Raw genomic sequence first — 16,514 nt, forward strand, 5'->3', positions numbered from 1 at the left:
AAAGTCTTTTTCAAACATGCTCTAAGGTCGTTGTTGTAAGCAGTAGCTTAAAATCCGCTTCGTGACCTGCAGCTTATATTTCCGTAAAGGAACATCTCTGTTTGATCTGGGAGGTCTGGATGTCAAATATGATGGTGCCATCTTCCAGAACCGTCTTCTCATAGGTTACTTCTTTTCCCTTAAATTTATTCTTTACATATTCTTCCGGGTCTTCTATCTCCACCTCATCTACAAACACATCCCGCATCTGATTCCTGGGGCATTTGTTGAAAATTTCCCAGATTACTTCATACTCTTTCATATTCTCACCTGCTCTTTTTTGTAAAACTATCTGCTCCTTTGTCATCTCCCGCATTTGCATTACTGTTTATCCGGCTGACTGCAGATGTTTTTCACAATAAAGCTAATCCTTTTTCCATAAATTAATTTTATTATAGATATTTTGTACTTTTTTGTCAAAAATAATTGAACTTCTTCAGAGAATGTCGTATCATAGAAATACTAAAATCGAAACGACATGAAGCGAAAAGGAGATATAGCCATGCAGCTTTTAAAAGAACGTATTCTGAAAGATGGCGTTGTGAAACCAGGCAATATATTAAAGGTAGACAGTTTCCTGAACCACCAGATGGACATTGACCTGATCAATGAGATTGGTAAGGAGTTTAAGGCGCGTTTCTCAGACTGCCCCATCACCAAGATCCTCACTATTGAAGCTTCCGGTATTGGCATTGCCTGTATTGCAGCACAGTATTTTCATGTTCCTGTAGTATTTGCCAAGAAATCCCAGAGTGTAAACCTGGACGGCGAGATGTACTGCACCAAGATTGAATCCTTTACCCATAAGAAAGTTTATGATGTTATTATTTCCAAGAAGTTCCTTAGTCCGGAGGATCACGTACTTCTTATTGATGATTTCCTTGCAAATGGCTGTGCTCTTCTCGGACTGATCGATATTGTAAAGAAATCCGGAGCTACTCTTGAAGGTGCCGGAATCGTAATTGAGAAGGGCTTCCAGCACGGCGGACAACAGATCCGCGATATGGGTGTCCGTCTGGAATCTCTGGCTATCATTGATTCCATGACAGATGATTCCCTAACCTTCCGCGATTAATTTTTAGGAGCAAAAATACCAGTAATCACCAAACGATTACTGGTATTTTCATTTTACTTACGTATTTTCATTTTACTTCCGTTTTATGCTTTTCCACTACTCTGCAGCTTGCTATTGCTCTCCTGGTTTTCTCCATCCTTTACAGCCGGAACTTCTTCTGTGCTCACTTCAGGCTCATCCTTTGGAATTACCTGGCTCTTTTTCTCAGGCTCACCACCTTCCGGTGTAAGACTCGCCTCCGGCGTCACTGTCACTTCCGGTGTCGGACTTACTTCCTCGGGAACAGGCGTAGGAGAGGCTTCCGGCGCGATCATTTCTGCCAGATAGAATCCATTATCCACAAGAATCTGATAATTATCCTTATCGATCAGCTTTCCATCACAGGTAACCGTTCCAATGATCTTCACACCATTATCATACTGGGAATAATTATTGATATCAACGTCATCCCCATTCAGGTAGGTTTCCACCAGCTTCGTCAGTGCTTCTGCCAGATCCCGGCGATCCAGCATGACTGTAAAACCGATTTTTTCTTCTGCCACACTTTTAACAGCATCTGCATCTGCATTTACACCTGTGATCAGAGGCCAGTTCTCATCACCAGGCTGGAGCTGCTCTTTTTCCAGAAGCTCCAGAGCTGCCAGAGCAAAATCATCAGAAGCAGTGCAGATAATATCCGGAGTTTTCTCCAGAGAATAAAATTCGTCTATCTCAGATTTCAGCTGCTTCTTCGCAGTATCTGTATTCTGATCCATAATGCTGGTTTCATCAAAAGTCACACGGCCGGAACGGCAGATCAGGGTACCATCGTCAATATACTCCTGCAGAACCTCCATTATTCCGTTAAACAGGAATAACGAGGCGTCATCATCCGGAGAGCCCATAAGAAACTCTATGGTACGGGCACCTCTGTCTTCCCGGACTTTATCCAGTTCTTCTTTCTCTACAATATTTTTGGCAATCTCTTTTCCAATTGCACGCATATTAAAAGTGACAAAATATTTCACGTTGGGCGTATCCATGATCAGATTGTCATAGTCAATCACCGGAATTGAGAGCTCAGAAGCCTCTTCCAGTACATCTGTAAGACCATATGGATCAACAGGTGAAATTACCAGTGCTTTCAGTTTCTCATCCTGAAGAAGCTCCCTGATCTGTTCTGCCTGGGTGTCAGAATCGTCCCCGGCAAAATACATAGCAGCTTCATAACCTGCCTCTTCCAGACGTGATTTCAGTTCTGTACGCTCCAGACTGCTGTTGATATCCTCTCCCTCTTCCGGAAGCAGAACCCCCACCTTATCAAGATTTTCCTCCGGTGCTTCAGTTGTCTCACTTTCTTCTGAATTTTCATCACTTTTATCACTGTCCTGTTTATCGGACTTTTTATTCGTATCCTTTTTGCTGTCAGCGTCCTTCGTGTCTCCAGTGCCCTCATTTTCGTCCTCAACGCTCTCTTTTACAGCCTCGGTGGCTTCATTTTTACCACAGCCTGTGAGAAAAGCACTGCACACCAGAAGTCCGGTAAGAAGTCCTGCAATTTGCTTTTTCATAAAAATTCCTTTCTATGTAACTTCATATCATTCTCTATTTTCAAGCTTTTTCAAATAGTATTCTTACTTATATTCTTTCAGGATTCCCTTCAGATAATCACGGTAAGCCTGAACTGACTTCTTAGGCTTCATAAGGATTACATCTTTCCCCATGCCTGTAAGCCATCCGTAAAACTCAGAGGTCTCATCCACCTGCACTGCAGCAACGAAAGTATCCTCTTCTTTCTCCTTGTACTGGGCATAATTTCCAAGTGCTGCCATGACTTCTTTCTTTTTCTTATTTCTGCAAAGAAGCTTCACCGGTTTATCCTCCTCAGAATCTGACGGTGGAAGCAGCCAGGAATTTTTCGCTTTTTTGTGAGCCTCATTGGAAAATGCATTGCCTTCATTCTCTGCTCCAGCCCTGTTTTTTGCAGAGTCTTCCGGATTTGCACCATTCATTTCTGTAGTGGATGTATTTACGCTCTCTGCGGCAGCTTCTCCGGCAACATAATATCCGGTATACTTTCCTCTTTTAAACTTAATGTCCATGCCAAAGCTTCTCAGCACTTCCATATCGTCATAAATACTTTTTCGCTCAGCACTGACTCCGTTTTCCTGAAGTCTTCCGATAATTTCCTGCATAGTGCACGGATGTGTTTCACTGGTCTCTCTCAATATTTTTTCAAGATAAAGGATTTTCCCTTTTTGATTGATTCCTTTTGCCATATCGTTCCCCTTATTTTTATCTGTACATATCAGAGCATGTTTGAAAAAGGCTCTCTGCAAGGCAGGAATGATTTTCAAACAGGCTTTGGAGCTTGTTTGTATCAGTTCTCTTTTACAAAGCGATGATATACGTAATCATTTGCTGCCTTCTCTTCTGTATCATCCAGCGGCGCAAGCTGGACTTCCTTTCCATATTTCTGCTCAAGAGCATGTGCGATCAGCCAGTCTGCCAGCTGCGGGTTCTTGGGAAGAAGCGGACCGTGAAGGTACGTTCCGATCACATTCTTGTAAACCACACCCTCATAGCCTGTTTTTCCATCATTTCCAGATCCATAGAGTACTTTTCCCAGAGGCTTGCAGTTATTAATACAGGTTCTTCCTCCATGGTTCTCAAATCCAACCACAGGCATATCAAAAAGGTCGCTTTTCAGCACAATATTGCTGATCAGACGTCCCTCTCCCTGTTCGGTGTAAAGATCTACCAGGTCAAGCCCTGTAATGGTTCCCTGATCTGTCTTATAATATTTTCCAAGAAGCTGGTAACCACCGCAGATAGCGATAACTACGCCTCCATCTTCCACATATTTCTTAAAATCCGGCTGAATTTCCTTCAGTTTCTCACAAACCAGCATCTGCTCCCTGTCGGAACCACCGCCCAGTAGCACAATATCCAGTCTGGAAAAATCAATCTTGTCACCCAGTTCAAAAGCAATGGTCTCTGCCTCAATTCCACGCCACTGGCAGCGTCTCATAAGGCACTGGATATTTCCTCTGTCTCCATACAGGTTCAGGAGATCAGGATATAAATGTCCGATTGTCAGTTTCATTCCTTTTCTCCCTCCATTTTCTTAAGAATATTATGAGTGCTGAATAATGCAGTGTAGTTTACCAGAACGTAGAGATTGCCTACGCCGTCTTCAATTCTTTTTCGGATCGCTGTTTCCACATTTTCCTCAAGCATAACCGGAATGTCCACATATTTCATCCGGAGGCGCATATCCTGGCAGCGGATACCGCTGACTGTAATGGAATGAATGCTTGCATCGCCCAGAAGGTCAAAATCCACATCCCAGAGCCAGGAAATATCTGTTCCATCCTGTGCATTGTCGTTGATGGTGATAATAATATCTTTCTGTGTTTTATCCTGCATAACTGCGGAAATATTCTGGTTAAAACCGGCAGGATTCTTTGCAAGGTTCAGCATAACACCAGTGCCTTTAATACGGAACTGTTCCATACGACCATTTTCCGGATTAAATTTCTGAAGCATATTCTGGAAATGCTCTCCGGAAAATCCAGCTGTACGCAGCCCGGCATAAGCAGCCAGAATATTATATACATTATAAAAGCCTTTGTAATTGGCTGTAAGGTGCTTATCCTCCACCTGAAAGGACAGTTGATCACCAACCTTTACATCATGGGCATCATATTTGATTTCCGGTCTTGCAAAGCCACAGGATGGGCACTTGTAATCCCCCAGCTGACTATAGTGGTAAAAACTGTATTCCAGCCTGGCACCACACTTTTTACAAAAACGTCCTTCCCGTATCTCGTTTGCCGCACTCTTCTGGACAGGCTTACTGATTCCGTATGTGATATACGGATTGCCGCTGTCCATAGCAAGATACGCCGAAAGCGCATCATCCGCATTTACGATTACCTGCATTTTCGGTACTGTGCGGATCATCTCTTCCAGAATGTTCATGGTAATATCAATTTCACCGTAGCGGTCCAGCTGGTCGCGGAACAAATTAGTCAGAAGCATGTAGTCCGGCTTCAGGCCTGGAAATACATGGCGGGTAGAAGCCTCGTCTACCTCAATGCAGGCGTAATCTGCATCCAGCCTGCCTGTAGGTCCGGCAGCCAGCACAAAGGCTGCTACAACGCCGTTTAACATGTTAGAACCGGTGTGATTGCAGACTACTTTCTGCCCTTCATTTTCAAGGGCTGCGCAGAGCATGTTGTTGGTGGTTGTCTTACCGTTGGTTCCACAGGTTACAAATATTTTCTTCCGCACCTGAGAAGAAAGATCTTCCAGGATATCAGGATTGATCTTTAATGCGATCTTGCCCGCCCAGGTCACTCCCTGGCGTCCCATTTTCCTGCAGATAAAGCCTGCAGATTTCGCTGCAAAAACAGCAGCCATTGTTCTGATTCTCATGTGTATTTAATCCTTTTTCACTACTATTCACAGGGTAAAGCTCAAAAAGCAATTATGAATGAGCCAATGAATGGCAGTCCTTTTCAAGTATTATTTTCGTATGTTATATAATTAGACAGTGCAGCTTAATTCAGGTTATCTGTGATCAGTACATCTGTACAGACACCTTGCGCCCCATTCGCCAGATATCTTCTGGCTTCCTCTTTGTCATTTATGGTATAAATATATACCAAAATGTCCCGTTCGTCAAAAATTTTCTGCACTTCTTCGGACCAGTAGTCACGATAAATGGTTACAGCCATGATTTTATTGGTTTGACAGAATTCTGCAATATCGTTCAATTCTTCTGTGGTATATTCCTGCCACAGAGAATAGATATATGCAGGAAATTTATACAAAAGTGCTGTTCCAGGATACATGGCTGAATTGTATATTTCCGGGATGATCTGTTTAAGCGTATGCTCGATGCCAGCTTTTATAGAGATTTCCCTGTACTGTGCATAATCCTCAAGAGTACGCTGGTAATTGCGGACAGAATATTGTTTGGAATCTATCATTACAAATGCATCCGGATATTCGTCCAGCAGTTTCAGAAGGTCTTCAAAGGTCATAGGGGTGTATTTCCCATATATAGGCGTATTTAAAAATTCTTCTGAGGATAGAACTATTCGTTCTTCTCCTTCCCATTGTCCAAGAGACTCTTTCCAGTTATGGCGGCACACCCATACTCCATCACTGGTCTGCGTCAGATCCACTTCAAACAGGCGGCAACCTTTATCATAATAATTGATAAAGCTTTCTCTGGAATTTAAGTATGTGAGACCGTCAATCCCACCCAGAGCATGCGTTATAATATTATAATTTTCCCAGTCAAATTCCGGTGTATTCACTGGAATTTCTTTTTTCGCTTCGTACCGAGCGGAGCCTGTCAAAAGCCAGGCTAACAAACAAATTTCTATTAATAAAAGTAACTTTCTCACATTGGTATCCCTAAATTAAGAAAAAAGAGATATCTACGAAACGTAAATATCTCTTTTCTTATGATCAGTAATTCTGTTTCGGATTAAACCAGCTCGATGAGCACTTCCATAGCGCCATCACCTTTACGCTGTCCAATCTTAACGATTCTGGTGTATCCACCGTTACGGTTAGCGTATTTTGGTGCGATTTCCTCGAACATCTTCTTAACCATATCTACATCTTTGGTGTTTTTCTTCTTGCCAGCGCCCTTAGCCGGAACTTCTTTAACCGGGTAGAACACTTTCATCATCTGACGACGAGCGTGAAGTCTGGATGGAGCATCTTTTGTGATCTGCTTCTCAACTTCATCGTAAACAGTTTTCTTCTTACCGTCTACAACTTCTTTCACTCTCTTGCCTTCAGCGTCTTTTCTTGCAACTTTAGCTGTTACAGTAACAGTCTCAAAGTTGTCTTTCTCGCGAACAGCCATAGCTACAAGGCCTTCAGCGATCTTACGGATCTCTTTAGCTTTAGCTTCTGTTGTAACAATTTTTCCATTGTATAACAGATTTGTAACCTGGTTTCTTAACAGAGCTTTTCTCTGGTCAGCTGTTCTGCTTAATTTTCTATATTTTGCCATTTAATTTTCCTCCATCTGTGGGACAGCAGTCCACGCTTGTTCGGTCTTACTGGGCTGCTGCTTAGCAAATCCCCACTGTAATAATCTTACGCGATACCTTTATGGTTATCTTACTCTTCTGTTGGCTGAAGCTGTAAGCCCAGCTCTTTCAACTTGGCAAGTACTTCCTCTAAAGACTTACGTCCAAGGTTACGTACTTTCATCATGTCGTCAGAAGTCTTATTGCAAAGCTCCTCAACAGTATTGATGCCTGCTCTCTTCAGACAGTTGTAAGAACGAACTGAAAGCTCAAGCTCATCAATGCTCATTTCAAGAACTTTCTCTTTCTCATTGTCTTCTTTCTCGATCATAACCTCAGCGGTCTTTGCATTCTCGGAAAGGTCAATGAAAAGGCTTAAATGCTCGCTTAATACCTTTGCTGCAAGGCTTACTGCCTCATCAGGATCCAGCGTGCCATTTGTGTATACATCAAGTGTCAGTTTATCAAAGTCTGTAACCTGACCCACACGTGTATTCTGCACAACCATATTGACTCTCTCAACCGGGCTGTAGATTGCATCAACTGCAATTACACCGATTGGCATGTCATCTGATTTGCCCTTATCCGCACTCACATATCCGCGGCCTTTTGTAATGGTAAGTTCCATTGCAAGTCTGCAATCCTTACCACCGTTTAAGGTAGCGATTACCTGATCCGGATTCATGATCTCGATATCCTGATCTGCCTGAATATCAGCAGCTGTCACAACACCTTTGCCCTCACACTCAATGTATGCGGTCTTCGGCTCATTGTCAGCACTGTTATTCTTAATTGCAAGACTCTTAAGATTCATGATGATCTCTGTCACGTCTTCTTTTACTCCAGGGATGGAGCTGAATTCATGAAGAACACCATCGATCTTAACCTGACTTACTGCAGCTCCCGGCAGGGAGGACAGCATAATTCTTCTAAGAGAATTGCCAAGTGTAGTACCGTAACCTCTTTCAAGAGGTTCTACAACGAATCTTCCAAATTTTTTATCTTCAGATATCTCGGTAATTTCGATTTTTGGTTTATTAAAATCAAACACTATAAATTTCCCTCCTTCTGGGTTGTATGCAATTGAGGGTATTATCAGGGCTCATTATTTGGAGTACAACTCGACGATAAGCATCTCGTTTACAGGAACGTCAATTTCTTCTCTTGTAGGAAGCTCTTTTACAACGCCCTTAAGATTCTCCTGGTCAGCCTCAAGCCAGTTCGGAACAAGTCTTCCGCCTGTTACCTCAAGGATTCCTTTGTATCTCTCAGAACCTTTGCATTTCTCTTTGATCTCGATGCTGTCGCCAGCTTTTACGAGATAAGAAGGAATGTTAACGCATTTTCCGTTTACAAGAACGTGCTTGTGGTCAACGATCTGACGAGCTTCTTTTCTTGTTCTTGCAAATCCCATACGGAAAAGAACATTGTCAAGTCTTGTCTCAAGCATGATCATCAGGTTCTCACCAGTCTGACCTTTCATTCTGTCGGCTTTCTTATAGTAGTTACGGAAAGGTTTCTCCAGAACGCCATAAATGAATTTTGCTTTCTGTTTTTCTTTTAACTGAAGACCGTACTCAGATACTTTACGGTTTGCACGTTTTAACTGTCTTGTGGATTTTTTATCAATTCCTAAATAAATTGGATCCATTCCAAGGGATCTACATCTTTTCAGGACCGGTGTTCTATCTACTGCCATCTTGGCTTACCTCCTAATTCAATTAGACTCTTCTACGTTTTGGTGGACGGCATCCGTTGTGCGGAACCGGAGTTACGTCACGGATACTTGTTACTTCAAGACCGCATGCCTGAAGGGCACGGATAGCAGCCTCACGACCTGATCCTGGTCCTTTAACCATTACGTCTACTGTTTTTAATCCATGAATTAAAGCAGCCTTTGTTGCAGTCTCAGCTGCCATCTGTGCTGCATAAGGAGTAGATTTCCTTGAACCTCTAAATCCCAGACCGCCGGCACTTGCCCATGAAAGAGCGTTTCCTTCGTTGTCAGTCAGAGTAACAATTGTGTTGTTAAAAGAAGACTGGATATGTGCCTGTCCGTGTTCAACGTTTTTCTTGACACGACGTTTTGTTGTCGTTTTTTTAGTTGTTTTTGCCATTTTAAAACTAACCTACGCTTTCCTTAATCAATCAAAATTTATAGTTAGGATACTGAATTATTTCTTCTTATTTGCTACTGTTCTCTTCGGACCCTTGCGTGTTCTAGCATTGGTCTTGGTCTTCTGACCACGAACCGGAAGTCCTTTACGATGACGGATTCCTCTGTAGCATCCGATTTCCTGCAGTCTCTTAATGTTCAGGGCGATTTCTCTACGAAGATCACCTTCTACCATCATTGTCTCATCAATGACAGCCTGAAGTCTCTTAACTTCATCATCAGTCAGGTCTCTGACACGTGTGTCAGGATTTACATTTGCCTGAGCAAGGATTTTGTCTGCACTTGGTCTTCCGATACCATAAATATAGGTAAGACCGATTTCGATTCTTTTCTCTCTTGGTAAGTCTACACCAGCTATACGAGCCATGTACTGTTTCCTCCATTTTCTTTACTGAAAGTTCTGCGTCTTCGTACATCACTTGTATCAGATACAAGGTGAAATGGGATGCATCCATACGCACTCTTTCTTAATTCTTAGTTCCTAATTGGGGTGCCTCGGTATAACACCCAGCTGCTTTTGGCGATTCGCAGCCTTTCCGAAATTTGCGGCCAACGGGCCAACGTTGCCTCCGGTATTAGGCAATACATGCTTAGTTCATTATATGTCAGATGATACAACCCGTCCGGGTGTTTCACCTGCAGCCGCATTCACAAACAATGGATCAATCAACCCTGACGCTGTTTGTGCTTTGGATTCTCACAGATAATTCTGATAGAACCTTTTCTCTTAATGACCTTGCATTTCTCGCAGATCGGTTTTACAGATGATCTTACTTTCACTGGAAATCCTCCTTCCGTAAAATATAGCATTAAAATCTGCAGTTTAGGGCGCAGTTATACACACGTACAAGCGCGTCCGCATTGTATTGTAGCATTATGGTCTACAAAATGCAAGCAGTTTTTTAAATTTTTTTTACATTTTTCTAATTTTTTTAGTTTCCTGAAGTTTGAAACATTTTTTCTGTGTTCAGTTTCTTCTATAATAGAAGAAACTCCTGTACCATAGAAGCATTTTCTCAGGCACAGGAGTTTTATATTCATTAATCCGAATTTGCTATTAACGAATCTGAATTACTTATCTCGCCAGATGATTCTTCCCTTGGAAAGATCATATGGGGAAAGCTCCATTGTTACTTTGTCTCCTGGAAGAATACGGATAAAGTTCATGCGCAGCTTGCCGCTGATATGAGCAAGTACAACATGTTTGTTTTCAAGTTCCACTTTAAACATTGCGTTTGGCAGCTTCTCTAAAACAGTGCCTTCTACTTCAAGTACATCTACTTTTGACATTTTATACCTCCTGTATCGCCTTAATGATAATGATTAATACTCTGTGAGTGTCAGAATCTCCGGTTCGCCATCTGTAATCAGTATGGTGTTCTCATAATGTGCGGAAAGGGAACCATCCATGGTCACCACTGTCCATTCGTCATCCAGCCAGCATACATCTGCTCTGCCCATATTGATCATGGGCTCTATGGCAAGTGTCATGCCTGGAAGTAATTTCACTCCCCTGCGTTTCTGAGGGAAGTTGGGAATCTGCGGATCTTCGTGAAGATGAGTACCAATCCCATGTCCCACCAGATCTCGTACAATACCATAACGGTATTTCGCCGCATACGCTCCGATTGCCTTGGAAATATCATTGAGATGATTTCCTGCTTTCGCGAATTTTATTCCTTCAAAGAAGCACTGCCTGGTTACATCCATAAGCTGCTTGGCTTCTTTGGAAACTTCTCCGACTGCATAAGTACGGGCCGCATCAGAATGATATCCTTTATAGATCAGTCCTGCATCAATCTTTACCAGATCACCATCCTGGATAATTTTGTCCTCCGAAGGAATTCCGTGGACCACTTCATCATTCAGGCTGATGCAGAAGGAGCCAGGAAAGCCTCCATAATTCAGAAAATTGGGAATGCATCCCATGGAACGGATCATATCTTCGCCGATACGGTCGATCTCCTTGGTACTCATTCCTGGTTTAATATAAGGGATCAGCCCGTCATGGACTTTTTCCAGAAGATGTCCGGATTCCCTCATAAGTTCAATTTCTTGTGCTGTTTTTATTGAAACTGACATTACTTCTTATCCTCTATTCTATTCGCCAAGGATCTTCACAATATCACCAAATACCTCATCCAGGTTCTTGGTGCCATCTACAGTTTTCAGTACGCCCTGACCAGTATAGTAGTCGATAAGCGGCTGAGTCTGCTCATGATATACATTCAGACGCTTCTGTACAGTCTCCGGCTTGTCATCGTCACGAAGCACAAGATCCTCACCGCATGTATCGCAAACCCCCTCTGTCTTCGGAGCTGCAAATACAACGTGGTAGGTTGCACCACATTTTACGCATGCGCGTCTTCCACCCATACGGTTCACGATATTCTCATCCGGAACATCAACATCAATAGCATAATCAATCTTGCTTCCCAGCTTGCTTAAAGCATCGGTAAGGCATTCAGCCTGTGGGATTGTTCTTGGAAAACCGTCCAGAACATAGCCGTTCTTGGCATCCGGCTGCTGGATTCTGTCCACAACAAGGTCGCAGGTAAGTTCATCCGGTACAAGCAGTCCCTGGTCCATATAAGTTTTTGCTTTTTTCCCAAGTTCTGTGCCATTTTTGATATTGGCACGGAAAATATCGCCTGTAGAGATATGGGGAATACCATATTTCTCAGCAATTTTCTTAGCCTGGGTTCCTTTTCCTGCACCTGGTGCACCTAACATGATAATTCTCATAAAAAGCCCTCCATTTTCTCATACTACGAATTAAGGCTGTGACGCATATAAGCACCACAACCTTTATTCTTTTAGTTGTTCAGGAAGCCTTTGTAATTGCGGACAAGCATCTGTGATTCAATCTGTTTCACAGTCTCCAGGATAACTCCAACAATAATGATGATGGAAGTACCACCGAAGGATACGTTTGCACCGAATACTCCATTGAAGAAGAACGGAATAACCGCAACGATAATCAGGCCTACTGCACCTATAAATATAATATAATTTAAGATTTTAGTCAAATAGTCTGACGTTGGTTTTCCTGGACGGATACCAGGAATGAAACCACCCTGCTTTTTGATATTATCTGCAACTTCCAGCGGGTTGAATGTGATGGAAGTGTAGAAATATGCAAAGAATACGCAAAGTACAATATACAGAAGCAGTCCCCAGCTATACTGTGGCTGACTTGGATTACACCAGTTATTGGATGATAATCCTCGAATAATCTCACTGCCGATGCCGGTTCCATTAGCTTTTCCTGCAAGCTGTGCGATTACGCCTGGGAAAGACATAATTGAGGAAGCAAAAATAACCGGAATAACACCAGCGGTGTTAACTTTCAGCGGTATATTGGTAGTCTGACCACCCATCAGCTTTCTGCCGACCATTTTTCTGGAATACTGAACAGGAATTCTTCTCTCTGCACCGTTAAGGATCAGTACAAATACCACCATGACAACGATTATTGCAACAATGATAACCCCTGCAAGCAGTCCTTTTGCAATTGTTTTTCCTTTGATGAAGTTCTCATAAAGAAGAGATAAGTCACTTGGAACACGGGAAACGATGTTAATGGTCAGGACGATGGAAATACCATTTCCAACACCCTTCTCAGTAATACGCTCACCGATCCACATCAGCATGGCAGAACCAGCTGTGAGGCAAGCAACTACAGTTAAGCCTTTAAAGAAGTTCATGTTCGGGATCAGACCCTGGCGACCAAAACCGATTGCCATTGCCACAGACTCAAACAACGCAAGACCAACAGTTACATAACGGGTAATGGCAGTAATTTTCTTTCTGCCCTCTTCTCCATCTCTCTGCATCTCCTCCAGAGCCGGAATAGCAATTGTGAGAAGCTGCATGATAATGGATGATGTAATGTATGGCGTGATGTTCAATGCAAAGATTGACATCTGGGTAAATGAGCCACCAGTGAACGCATCAAAGAAATTGAATGCGTCACCAGTGTTTTTAGCAAACCACTCTTTAAAGAAATCGCTATCTACTCCCGGAACAGGAAGCTGTGATCCGATACGGATGACAAGAATCATCCATAATACATAGAGGAGTTTACGTCTCATCTCTTTTACTCTGAAAACGTTTTTGAGAGTTTCAAACATTTGATCACCTCTATTAGATCAGCTCTACTGTACCACCTGCAGCTTCGATTTTAGACTTTGCAGTCTCACTTACAGCATTTACTTTAACTGTAAGCTTCTTGGTAAGCTCGCCGTTTCCAAGGATTTTAACGCCGTCACCAGCTTTGGAAATTGCACTGCTTGCAAGTAAGCTCTCAACTGTAACCTCTGCACCATCCTCAAAACGGTTCAGAACATCAACGTTGATTGCAATGATCTCTTTAGAGTTTCTGTTTGTGAATCCTCTCTTAGGCAGACGTCTGTATAAAGGCATCTGTCCACCTTCAAATCCCGGTTTCTTGTGTCCGGAACGTGCTAACTGTCCTTTATGGCCTTTACCGGCTGTTTTGCCGTTTCCAGAACCATGTCCACGGCCTCTTCTGAAGTTATCGCTGTGCTTAGAACCCTCAGCTGGTCTTAAGTTTGATAATTCCATTATGGCACCTCCTTTTTGTAATTATGCTTCTTCTACTTTTACCAGGTGCTGTACCTGCTGAATCATTCCTCTTGTTGCCGCATTGTCTGGCATCTCAACTGTTTTGTGCATTTTGGTAAGACCCATTGCTTTAACAGTAAGTTTGTGCTTCGGAACTGCGCCAATCGGAGATTTTACTAAAGTAACTTTTAATGTATTTGCCATTTTAATATTCCTCCTTAAGCCAGAATCTCATCAACAGATTTTCCACGAAGTTTTGCAACTTCTTCCGGAGTTTTTAACTGTCTTAAGCCTTCGATGGTTGCAAGAACAACATTCTGCTTATTTCTGGATCCCATACATTTTGTACGGATGTTTTTGATACCAGCTAACTCGATAACGGCACGAGCCGGGCCGCCGGCGATAACTCCAGTACCTTCCGGAGCTCTCTTAAGAAGCATGGAAGCGCTTCCGTAAGAACCTACGAAGTCATGTGTAATGGAACCATTCTCATCTCTTGCTACGGTTACTAATTTCTTAATAGCATCCTCTTTTCCTTTGCGGATTGCTTCCGGAATCTCGGCTGCCTTTCCAAGTCCTGCACCAACGTGTCCATTGCCGTCACCTACAACAACTAAAGCTGTGAAACGGAAGTTACGACCACCTTTAACAACCTTGGTAACACGCTTGATTGATACTACTTTATCTTCTAACTCTAACTGACTAGCATCAATAAGATTACGTTTCATGTGTTTCGCTCCTCCTTATTAGAATTTCAGTCCAGCTTCTCTTGCTGCGTCTGCCAGTGCTTTTACTTTACCGTGGTAAATGTATCCACCTCTGTCAAAAACAACTTCCTCGATGCCGGCTTCCACTGCCTTCTTACCGATTACAGTGCCAAGATATGCTGCTGCTGCAACATCGTCGGTGTTCTCAAGCTGTGCTTTTACGTCTTTCTGAAGAGTAGAAGCAGATACTAAAGTCTTTCCAACGGTGTCATCGATAATCTGTGCATACATGTGTTTATTGGAACGAAATACTGCAAGACGCGGAGTTGTTGCAGTGCCATTTAAATGATGACGTAATCTTCTATGCTTTTTCTCGCGAATTTCCGCTCTAGATGCTTTATTAACCATTTTCTCACTCTCCTTAATTATTTCTTACCAGTCTTACCAACTTTGCGTCTGATAACCTCAGTATCATACTTAATACCTTTACCCTTATATGGCTCAGGTCTTCTCTTATCTCTGATCTCAGCTGCAAACTGTCCAACTTTTTCCTTGCTGATACCGGAAACGATAATCTTGTTACCGTCTACTTTGGTCTCAATACCTTCCGGATCTTCCATTTCTACCGGGTGAGAATATCCAAGGTTTAAAGTAAGCTTCTTGCCCTGCTTAGCGGCTCTGTAACCAACACCGTTAACTTCAAGAGTCTTGGTGTATCCTTCGCTTACACCAACAACCATGTTGTGGATAAGGCTTCTTGTTAAGCCGTGAAGGGATTTCATTTTCTTTAAGTCGTTTGGTCTTGCAACAACTACATGACCATCTTCAACTTTGATTTCCATCTCTGTTGGAAGCGCTCTCTCAAGTGTTCCTTTTGGTCCTTTTACGGTTACTACGTTTCCTTCTGCAACAGATACTTCAACTCCTGCCGGAATAGCAACCGGAAGTCTACCGATACGTGACATACTATGTGTCCTCCTTACTTAGATTATCGGAGAGGTTTTCGCAACCTCTCTGTTTTCAGTGTTTCGTCTACTTCTTGAATGAATGGAGCCGAAGCTTACCATACAAATGCAAGAACCTCGCCGCCTACCTGAAGTTTACGAGCTTCTTTATCGGTGATAACACCTTTATTAGTGGAAAGGATTGCGATTCCAAGTCCTCCAAGAACCTTCGGAAGCTCTTCCTTACCAGCATAAACACGAAGACCCGGTTTAGAAATTCTCTTTAAACCTGTGATGATCTTCTCGTTTTTGTCTTCGCCATATTTCAGTGTGATATGGATGTTTTTAGCAACACCATCTTCAACTAAATCGTATTTTGCAATGTATCCCTCATCAACAAGGATGTTTGCAATTGCAATTTTCATCTTGGATGCTGGTACATCTACTGTGTCGTGTTTTGCAGTGTTTGCATTACGAATTCTTGTAAGCATGTCTGCGATTGGATCGCTCATTGTCATGTTAGTTTCCTCCTCATATTCAGACTTTACATGTCATAGTATATTTATATAAATTTACGTGTTACCTGTGTAACATCATCCCGTGCTGAACTGGTACTGCACCTTGCGGCTTGCACTCGTTAAGGTTTGGGATGGACTTTGCACGAAATTCATGTTCGCCTTACGGCTTACATTCATTAAGCGACTTTCAGCTTCGGCTTACCAGGAAGCTTTCTTAACTCCCGGGATCTGTCCTTTGTAAGCTAACTCACGGAAGCAGATTCTGCAGATTCCGTATTTTCTTAAATATGCATGTGGACGTCCACAAATTCTGCAACGGCTATATTCTCTTGTAGAAAATTTAGCTGGACGCTGCTGTTTGATTTTCATTGCTGTCTTAGCCATGAATCGTTCCTCCTATATCAGATCTGCTGACCCCGGCAAGGAGCCG

General features: G+C 42.6%; 24 protein-coding genes. 1 reads left to right on the forward strand and 23 read right to left on the reverse strand.

The window, feature by feature from the left end:
- Positions 1 to 73: 73 nt before the first annotated feature.
- Complete coding sequence (locus PGQ38_RS09635; protein WP_118581326.1) at positions 74 to 301, reverse strand: hypothetical protein; 228 nt, start codon at positions 299 to 301, stop codon at positions 74 to 76.
- A gap of 240 nt (positions 302 to 541) precedes the next feature.
- On the opposite strand from PGQ38_RS09635, the gene PGQ38_RS09640 reads away from it, so the two are divergent.
- Positions 542 to 1,114 (forward strand): xanthine phosphoribosyltransferase, encoded by a 573-nt coding sequence (locus PGQ38_RS09640; RefSeq protein WP_118581157.1) that lies wholly within the window; start codon positions 542 to 544, stop codon positions 1,112 to 1,114.
- A gap of 83 nt (positions 1,115 to 1,197) precedes the next feature.
- Here PGQ38_RS09640 and PGQ38_RS09645 read toward each other — a convergent pair whose 3' ends face one another.
- The 22 genes from PGQ38_RS09645 to PGQ38_RS09750 all read right to left on the reverse strand — a co-directional run bounded on the left by PGQ38_RS09645 (position 1,198) and on the right by PGQ38_RS09750 (position 16,468).
- Entirely contained in the window at positions 1,198 to 2,664 is a 1,467-nt protein-coding gene (locus PGQ38_RS09645) for a substrate-binding domain-containing protein (RefSeq protein WP_195699040.1), read from the reverse strand.
- 63 nt (positions 2,665 to 2,727) lie between these two features.
- The gene (locus PGQ38_RS09650) at positions 2,728 to 3,372 is read right to left on the reverse strand and encodes a WYL domain-containing transcriptional regulator (protein ID WP_195699041.1); all 645 of its coding nucleotides are present in this window, start codon (positions 3,370 to 3,372) and stop codon (positions 2,728 to 2,730) included.
- 101 nt (positions 3,373 to 3,473) lie between these two features.
- Positions 3,474 to 4,199 (reverse strand): type 1 glutamine amidotransferase, encoded by a 726-nt coding sequence (locus tag PGQ38_RS09655; protein ID WP_118581166.1) that lies wholly within the window; start codon positions 4,197 to 4,199, stop codon positions 3,474 to 3,476.
- Positions 4,196 to 5,533 (reverse strand): Mur ligase family protein, encoded by a 1,338-nt coding sequence (locus PGQ38_RS09660; protein ID WP_195699042.1) that lies wholly within the window; start codon positions 5,531 to 5,533, stop codon positions 4,196 to 4,198. The genes PGQ38_RS09655 and PGQ38_RS09660 overlap by 4 nt, the downstream gene beginning before the upstream one ends.
- A gap of 125 nt (positions 5,534 to 5,658) precedes the next feature.
- Positions 5,659 to 6,513, reverse strand: a complete 855-nt coding sequence (locus tag PGQ38_RS09665; RefSeq protein WP_204453732.1) for a phosphatidylinositol-specific phospholipase C/glycerophosphodiester phosphodiesterase family protein — start codon at positions 6,511 to 6,513, stop codon at positions 5,659 to 5,661.
- A gap of 83 nt (positions 6,514 to 6,596) precedes the next feature.
- Positions 6,597 to 7,133, reverse strand: a complete 537-nt coding sequence (locus PGQ38_RS09670) for a bL17 family ribosomal protein (RefSeq protein ID WP_118581175.1) — start codon at positions 7,131 to 7,133, stop codon at positions 6,597 to 6,599.
- Between the two features lie 110 nt (positions 7,134 to 7,243).
- On the reverse strand, positions 7,244 to 8,203 hold the full coding sequence (locus tag PGQ38_RS09675) for a DNA-directed RNA polymerase subunit alpha (protein WP_118581178.1): 960 nt from the start codon (positions 8,201 to 8,203) through the stop codon (positions 7,244 to 7,246).
- 54 nt (positions 8,204 to 8,257) lie between these two features.
- Positions 8,258 to 8,851 (reverse strand): 30S ribosomal protein S4, encoded by a 594-nt coding sequence (gene rpsD, locus PGQ38_RS09680; protein WP_118581181.1) that lies wholly within the window; start codon positions 8,849 to 8,851, stop codon positions 8,258 to 8,260.
- Between the two features lie 22 nt (positions 8,852 to 8,873).
- Positions 8,874 to 9,269, reverse strand: a complete 396-nt coding sequence (gene rpsK / locus PGQ38_RS09685) for a 30S ribosomal protein S11 (RefSeq protein WP_148461639.1) — start codon at positions 9,267 to 9,269, stop codon at positions 8,874 to 8,876.
- A 57-nt stretch (positions 9,270 to 9,326) separates the two neighbouring features.
- Entirely contained in the window at positions 9,327 to 9,695 is a 369-nt protein-coding gene (gene rpsM, locus PGQ38_RS09690; protein ID WP_117852568.1) for a 30S ribosomal protein S13, read from the reverse strand.
- A 299-nt stretch (positions 9,696 to 9,994) separates the two neighbouring features.
- On the reverse strand, positions 9,995 to 10,108 hold the full coding sequence (rpmJ, locus tag PGQ38_RS09695) for a 50S ribosomal protein L36 (RefSeq protein WP_003022746.1): 114 nt from the start codon (positions 10,106 to 10,108) through the stop codon (positions 9,995 to 9,997).
- 291 nt (positions 10,109 to 10,399) lie between these two features.
- Positions 10,400 to 10,618, reverse strand: a complete 219-nt coding sequence (infA, locus tag PGQ38_RS09700; protein WP_117852566.1) for a translation initiation factor IF-1 — start codon at positions 10,616 to 10,618, stop codon at positions 10,400 to 10,402.
- Positions 10,619 to 10,651: 33 nt separating this feature from the next.
- Positions 10,652 to 11,410, reverse strand: coding sequence for a type I methionyl aminopeptidase (map, locus tag PGQ38_RS09705; RefSeq protein ID WP_118581184.1), 759 nt, complete (start codon positions 11,408 to 11,410; stop codon positions 10,652 to 10,654).
- Between the two features lie 18 nt (positions 11,411 to 11,428).
- A complete protein-coding gene (locus PGQ38_RS09710; RefSeq protein WP_118581187.1) occupies positions 11,429 to 12,073 on the reverse strand; it encodes an adenylate kinase in 645 nt (214 codons plus the stop codon).
- A 71-nt stretch (positions 12,074 to 12,144) separates the two neighbouring features.
- The gene (gene secY, locus PGQ38_RS09715) at positions 12,145 to 13,461 is read right to left on the reverse strand and encodes a preprotein translocase subunit SecY (RefSeq protein WP_148461640.1); all 1,317 of its coding nucleotides are present in this window, start codon (positions 13,459 to 13,461) and stop codon (positions 12,145 to 12,147) included.
- A 13-nt stretch (positions 13,462 to 13,474) separates the two neighbouring features.
- Entirely contained in the window at positions 13,475 to 13,915 is a 441-nt protein-coding gene (gene rplO / locus PGQ38_RS09720; RefSeq protein ID WP_118581190.1) for a 50S ribosomal protein L15, read from the reverse strand.
- A gap of 21 nt (positions 13,916 to 13,936) precedes the next feature.
- Positions 13,937 to 14,119 carry a 50S ribosomal protein L30 gene (rpmD, locus tag PGQ38_RS09725; protein ID WP_117852555.1) on the reverse strand — a complete coding sequence of 61 codons (183 nt, stop codon included), beginning with the start codon at positions 14,117 to 14,119 and terminating at the stop codon, positions 13,937 to 13,939.
- 14 nt (positions 14,120 to 14,133) lie between these two features.
- A complete protein-coding gene (gene rpsE, locus PGQ38_RS09730) occupies positions 14,134 to 14,643 on the reverse strand; it encodes a 30S ribosomal protein S5 (protein WP_117852552.1) in 510 nt (169 codons plus the stop codon).
- Positions 14,644 to 14,661: 18 nt separating this feature from the next.
- Entirely contained in the window at positions 14,662 to 15,030 is a 369-nt protein-coding gene (gene rplR, locus PGQ38_RS09735; RefSeq protein WP_118581193.1) for a 50S ribosomal protein L18, read from the reverse strand.
- A 17-nt stretch (positions 15,031 to 15,047) separates the two neighbouring features.
- Complete coding sequence (rplF, locus tag PGQ38_RS09740) at positions 15,048 to 15,587, reverse strand: 50S ribosomal protein L6 (RefSeq protein WP_118581196.1); 540 nt, start codon at positions 15,585 to 15,587, stop codon at positions 15,048 to 15,050.
- Between the two features lie 95 nt (positions 15,588 to 15,682).
- Positions 15,683 to 16,084, reverse strand: coding sequence for a 30S ribosomal protein S8 (gene rpsH, locus PGQ38_RS09745; RefSeq protein WP_118581199.1), 402 nt, complete (start codon positions 16,082 to 16,084; stop codon positions 15,683 to 15,685).
- Between the two features lie 198 nt (positions 16,085 to 16,282).
- A complete protein-coding gene (locus tag PGQ38_RS09750; RefSeq protein ID WP_117852543.1) occupies positions 16,283 to 16,468 on the reverse strand; it encodes a type Z 30S ribosomal protein S14 in 186 nt (61 codons plus the stop codon).
- Positions 16,469 to 16,514: the final 46 nt, after the last annotated feature.

Origin of the sequence: Blautia faecis, from assembly GCF_027662325.1 — a bacterium.
GTDB lineage: Bacteria > Bacillota > Clostridia > Lachnospirales > Lachnospiraceae > Blautia_A > Blautia_A faecis.

Bases quoted from the DNA above. Each gene is read 5' to 3' on its own strand.
- PGQ38_RS09635 (WP_118581326.1), bottom strand. From the start codon at position 301: ATGAAAGAGTATGAAGTAATCTGGGAAATTTTCAACAAATGCCCCAGG.
- PGQ38_RS09640 (WP_118581157.1), top strand. From the start codon at position 542: ATGCAGCTTTTAAAAGAACGTATTCTGAAAGATGGCGTTGTGAAACCA.
- PGQ38_RS09645 (WP_195699040.1), bottom strand. From the start codon at position 2,664: ATGAAAAAGCAAATTGCAGGACTTCTTACCGGACTTCTGGTGTGCAGT.
- PGQ38_RS09650 (WP_195699041.1), bottom strand. From the start codon at position 3,372: ATGGCAAAAGGAATCAATCAAAAAGGGAAAATCCTTTATCTTGAAAAA.
- PGQ38_RS09655 (WP_118581166.1), bottom strand. From the start codon at position 4,199: ATGAAACTGACAATCGGACATTTATATCCTGATCTCCTGAACCTGTAT.
- PGQ38_RS09660 (WP_195699042.1), bottom strand. From the start codon at position 5,533: ATGAGAATCAGAACAATGGCTGCTGTTTTTGCAGCGAAATCTGCAGGC.
- PGQ38_RS09670 (WP_118581175.1), bottom strand. From the start codon at position 7,133: ATGGCAAAATATAGAAAATTAAGCAGAACAGCTGACCAGAGAAAAGCT.
- rpsD (WP_118581181.1), bottom strand. From the start codon at position 8,851: ATGGCAGTAGATAGAACACCGGTCCTGAAAAGATGTAGATCCCTTGGA.
- rpsK (WP_148461639.1), bottom strand. From the start codon at position 9,269: ATGGCAAAAACAACTAAAAAAACGACAACAAAACGTCGTGTCAAGAAA.
- rpsM (WP_117852568.1), bottom strand. From the start codon at position 9,695: ATGGCTCGTATAGCTGGTGTAGACTTACCAAGAGAGAAAAGAATCGAA.
- infA (WP_117852566.1), bottom strand. From the start codon at position 10,618: ATGTCAAAAGTAGATGTACTTGAAGTAGAAGGCACTGTTTTAGAGAAG.
- map (WP_118581184.1), bottom strand. From the start codon at position 11,410: ATGTCAGTTTCAATAAAAACAGCACAAGAAATTGAACTTATGAGGGAA.
- PGQ38_RS09710 (WP_118581187.1), bottom strand. From the start codon at position 12,073: ATGAGAATTATCATGTTAGGTGCACCAGGTGCAGGAAAAGGAACCCAG.
- secY (WP_148461640.1), bottom strand. From the start codon at position 13,461: ATGTTTGAAACTCTCAAAAACGTTTTCAGAGTAAAAGAGATGAGACGT.
- rplO (WP_118581190.1), bottom strand. From the start codon at position 13,915: ATGGAATTATCAAACTTAAGACCAGCTGAGGGTTCTAAGCACAGCGAT.
- rpmD (WP_117852555.1), bottom strand. From the start codon at position 14,119: ATGGCAAATACATTAAAAGTTACTTTAGTAAAATCTCCGATTGGCGCA.
- rpsE (WP_117852552.1), bottom strand. From the start codon at position 14,643: ATGAAACGTAATCTTATTGATGCTAGTCAGTTAGAGTTAGAAGATAAA.
- rplR (WP_118581193.1), bottom strand. From the start codon at position 15,030: ATGGTTAATAAAGCATCTAGAGCGGAAATTCGCGAGAAAAAGCATAGA.
- rplF (WP_118581196.1), bottom strand. From the start codon at position 15,587: ATGTCACGTATCGGTAGACTTCCGGTTGCTATTCCGGCAGGAGTTGAA.
- rpsH (WP_118581199.1), bottom strand. From the start codon at position 16,084: ATGACAATGAGCGATCCAATCGCAGACATGCTTACAAGAATTCGTAAT.
- PGQ38_RS09750 (WP_117852543.1), bottom strand. From the start codon at position 16,468: ATGGCTAAGACAGCAATGAAAATCAAACAGCAGCGTCCAGCTAAATTT.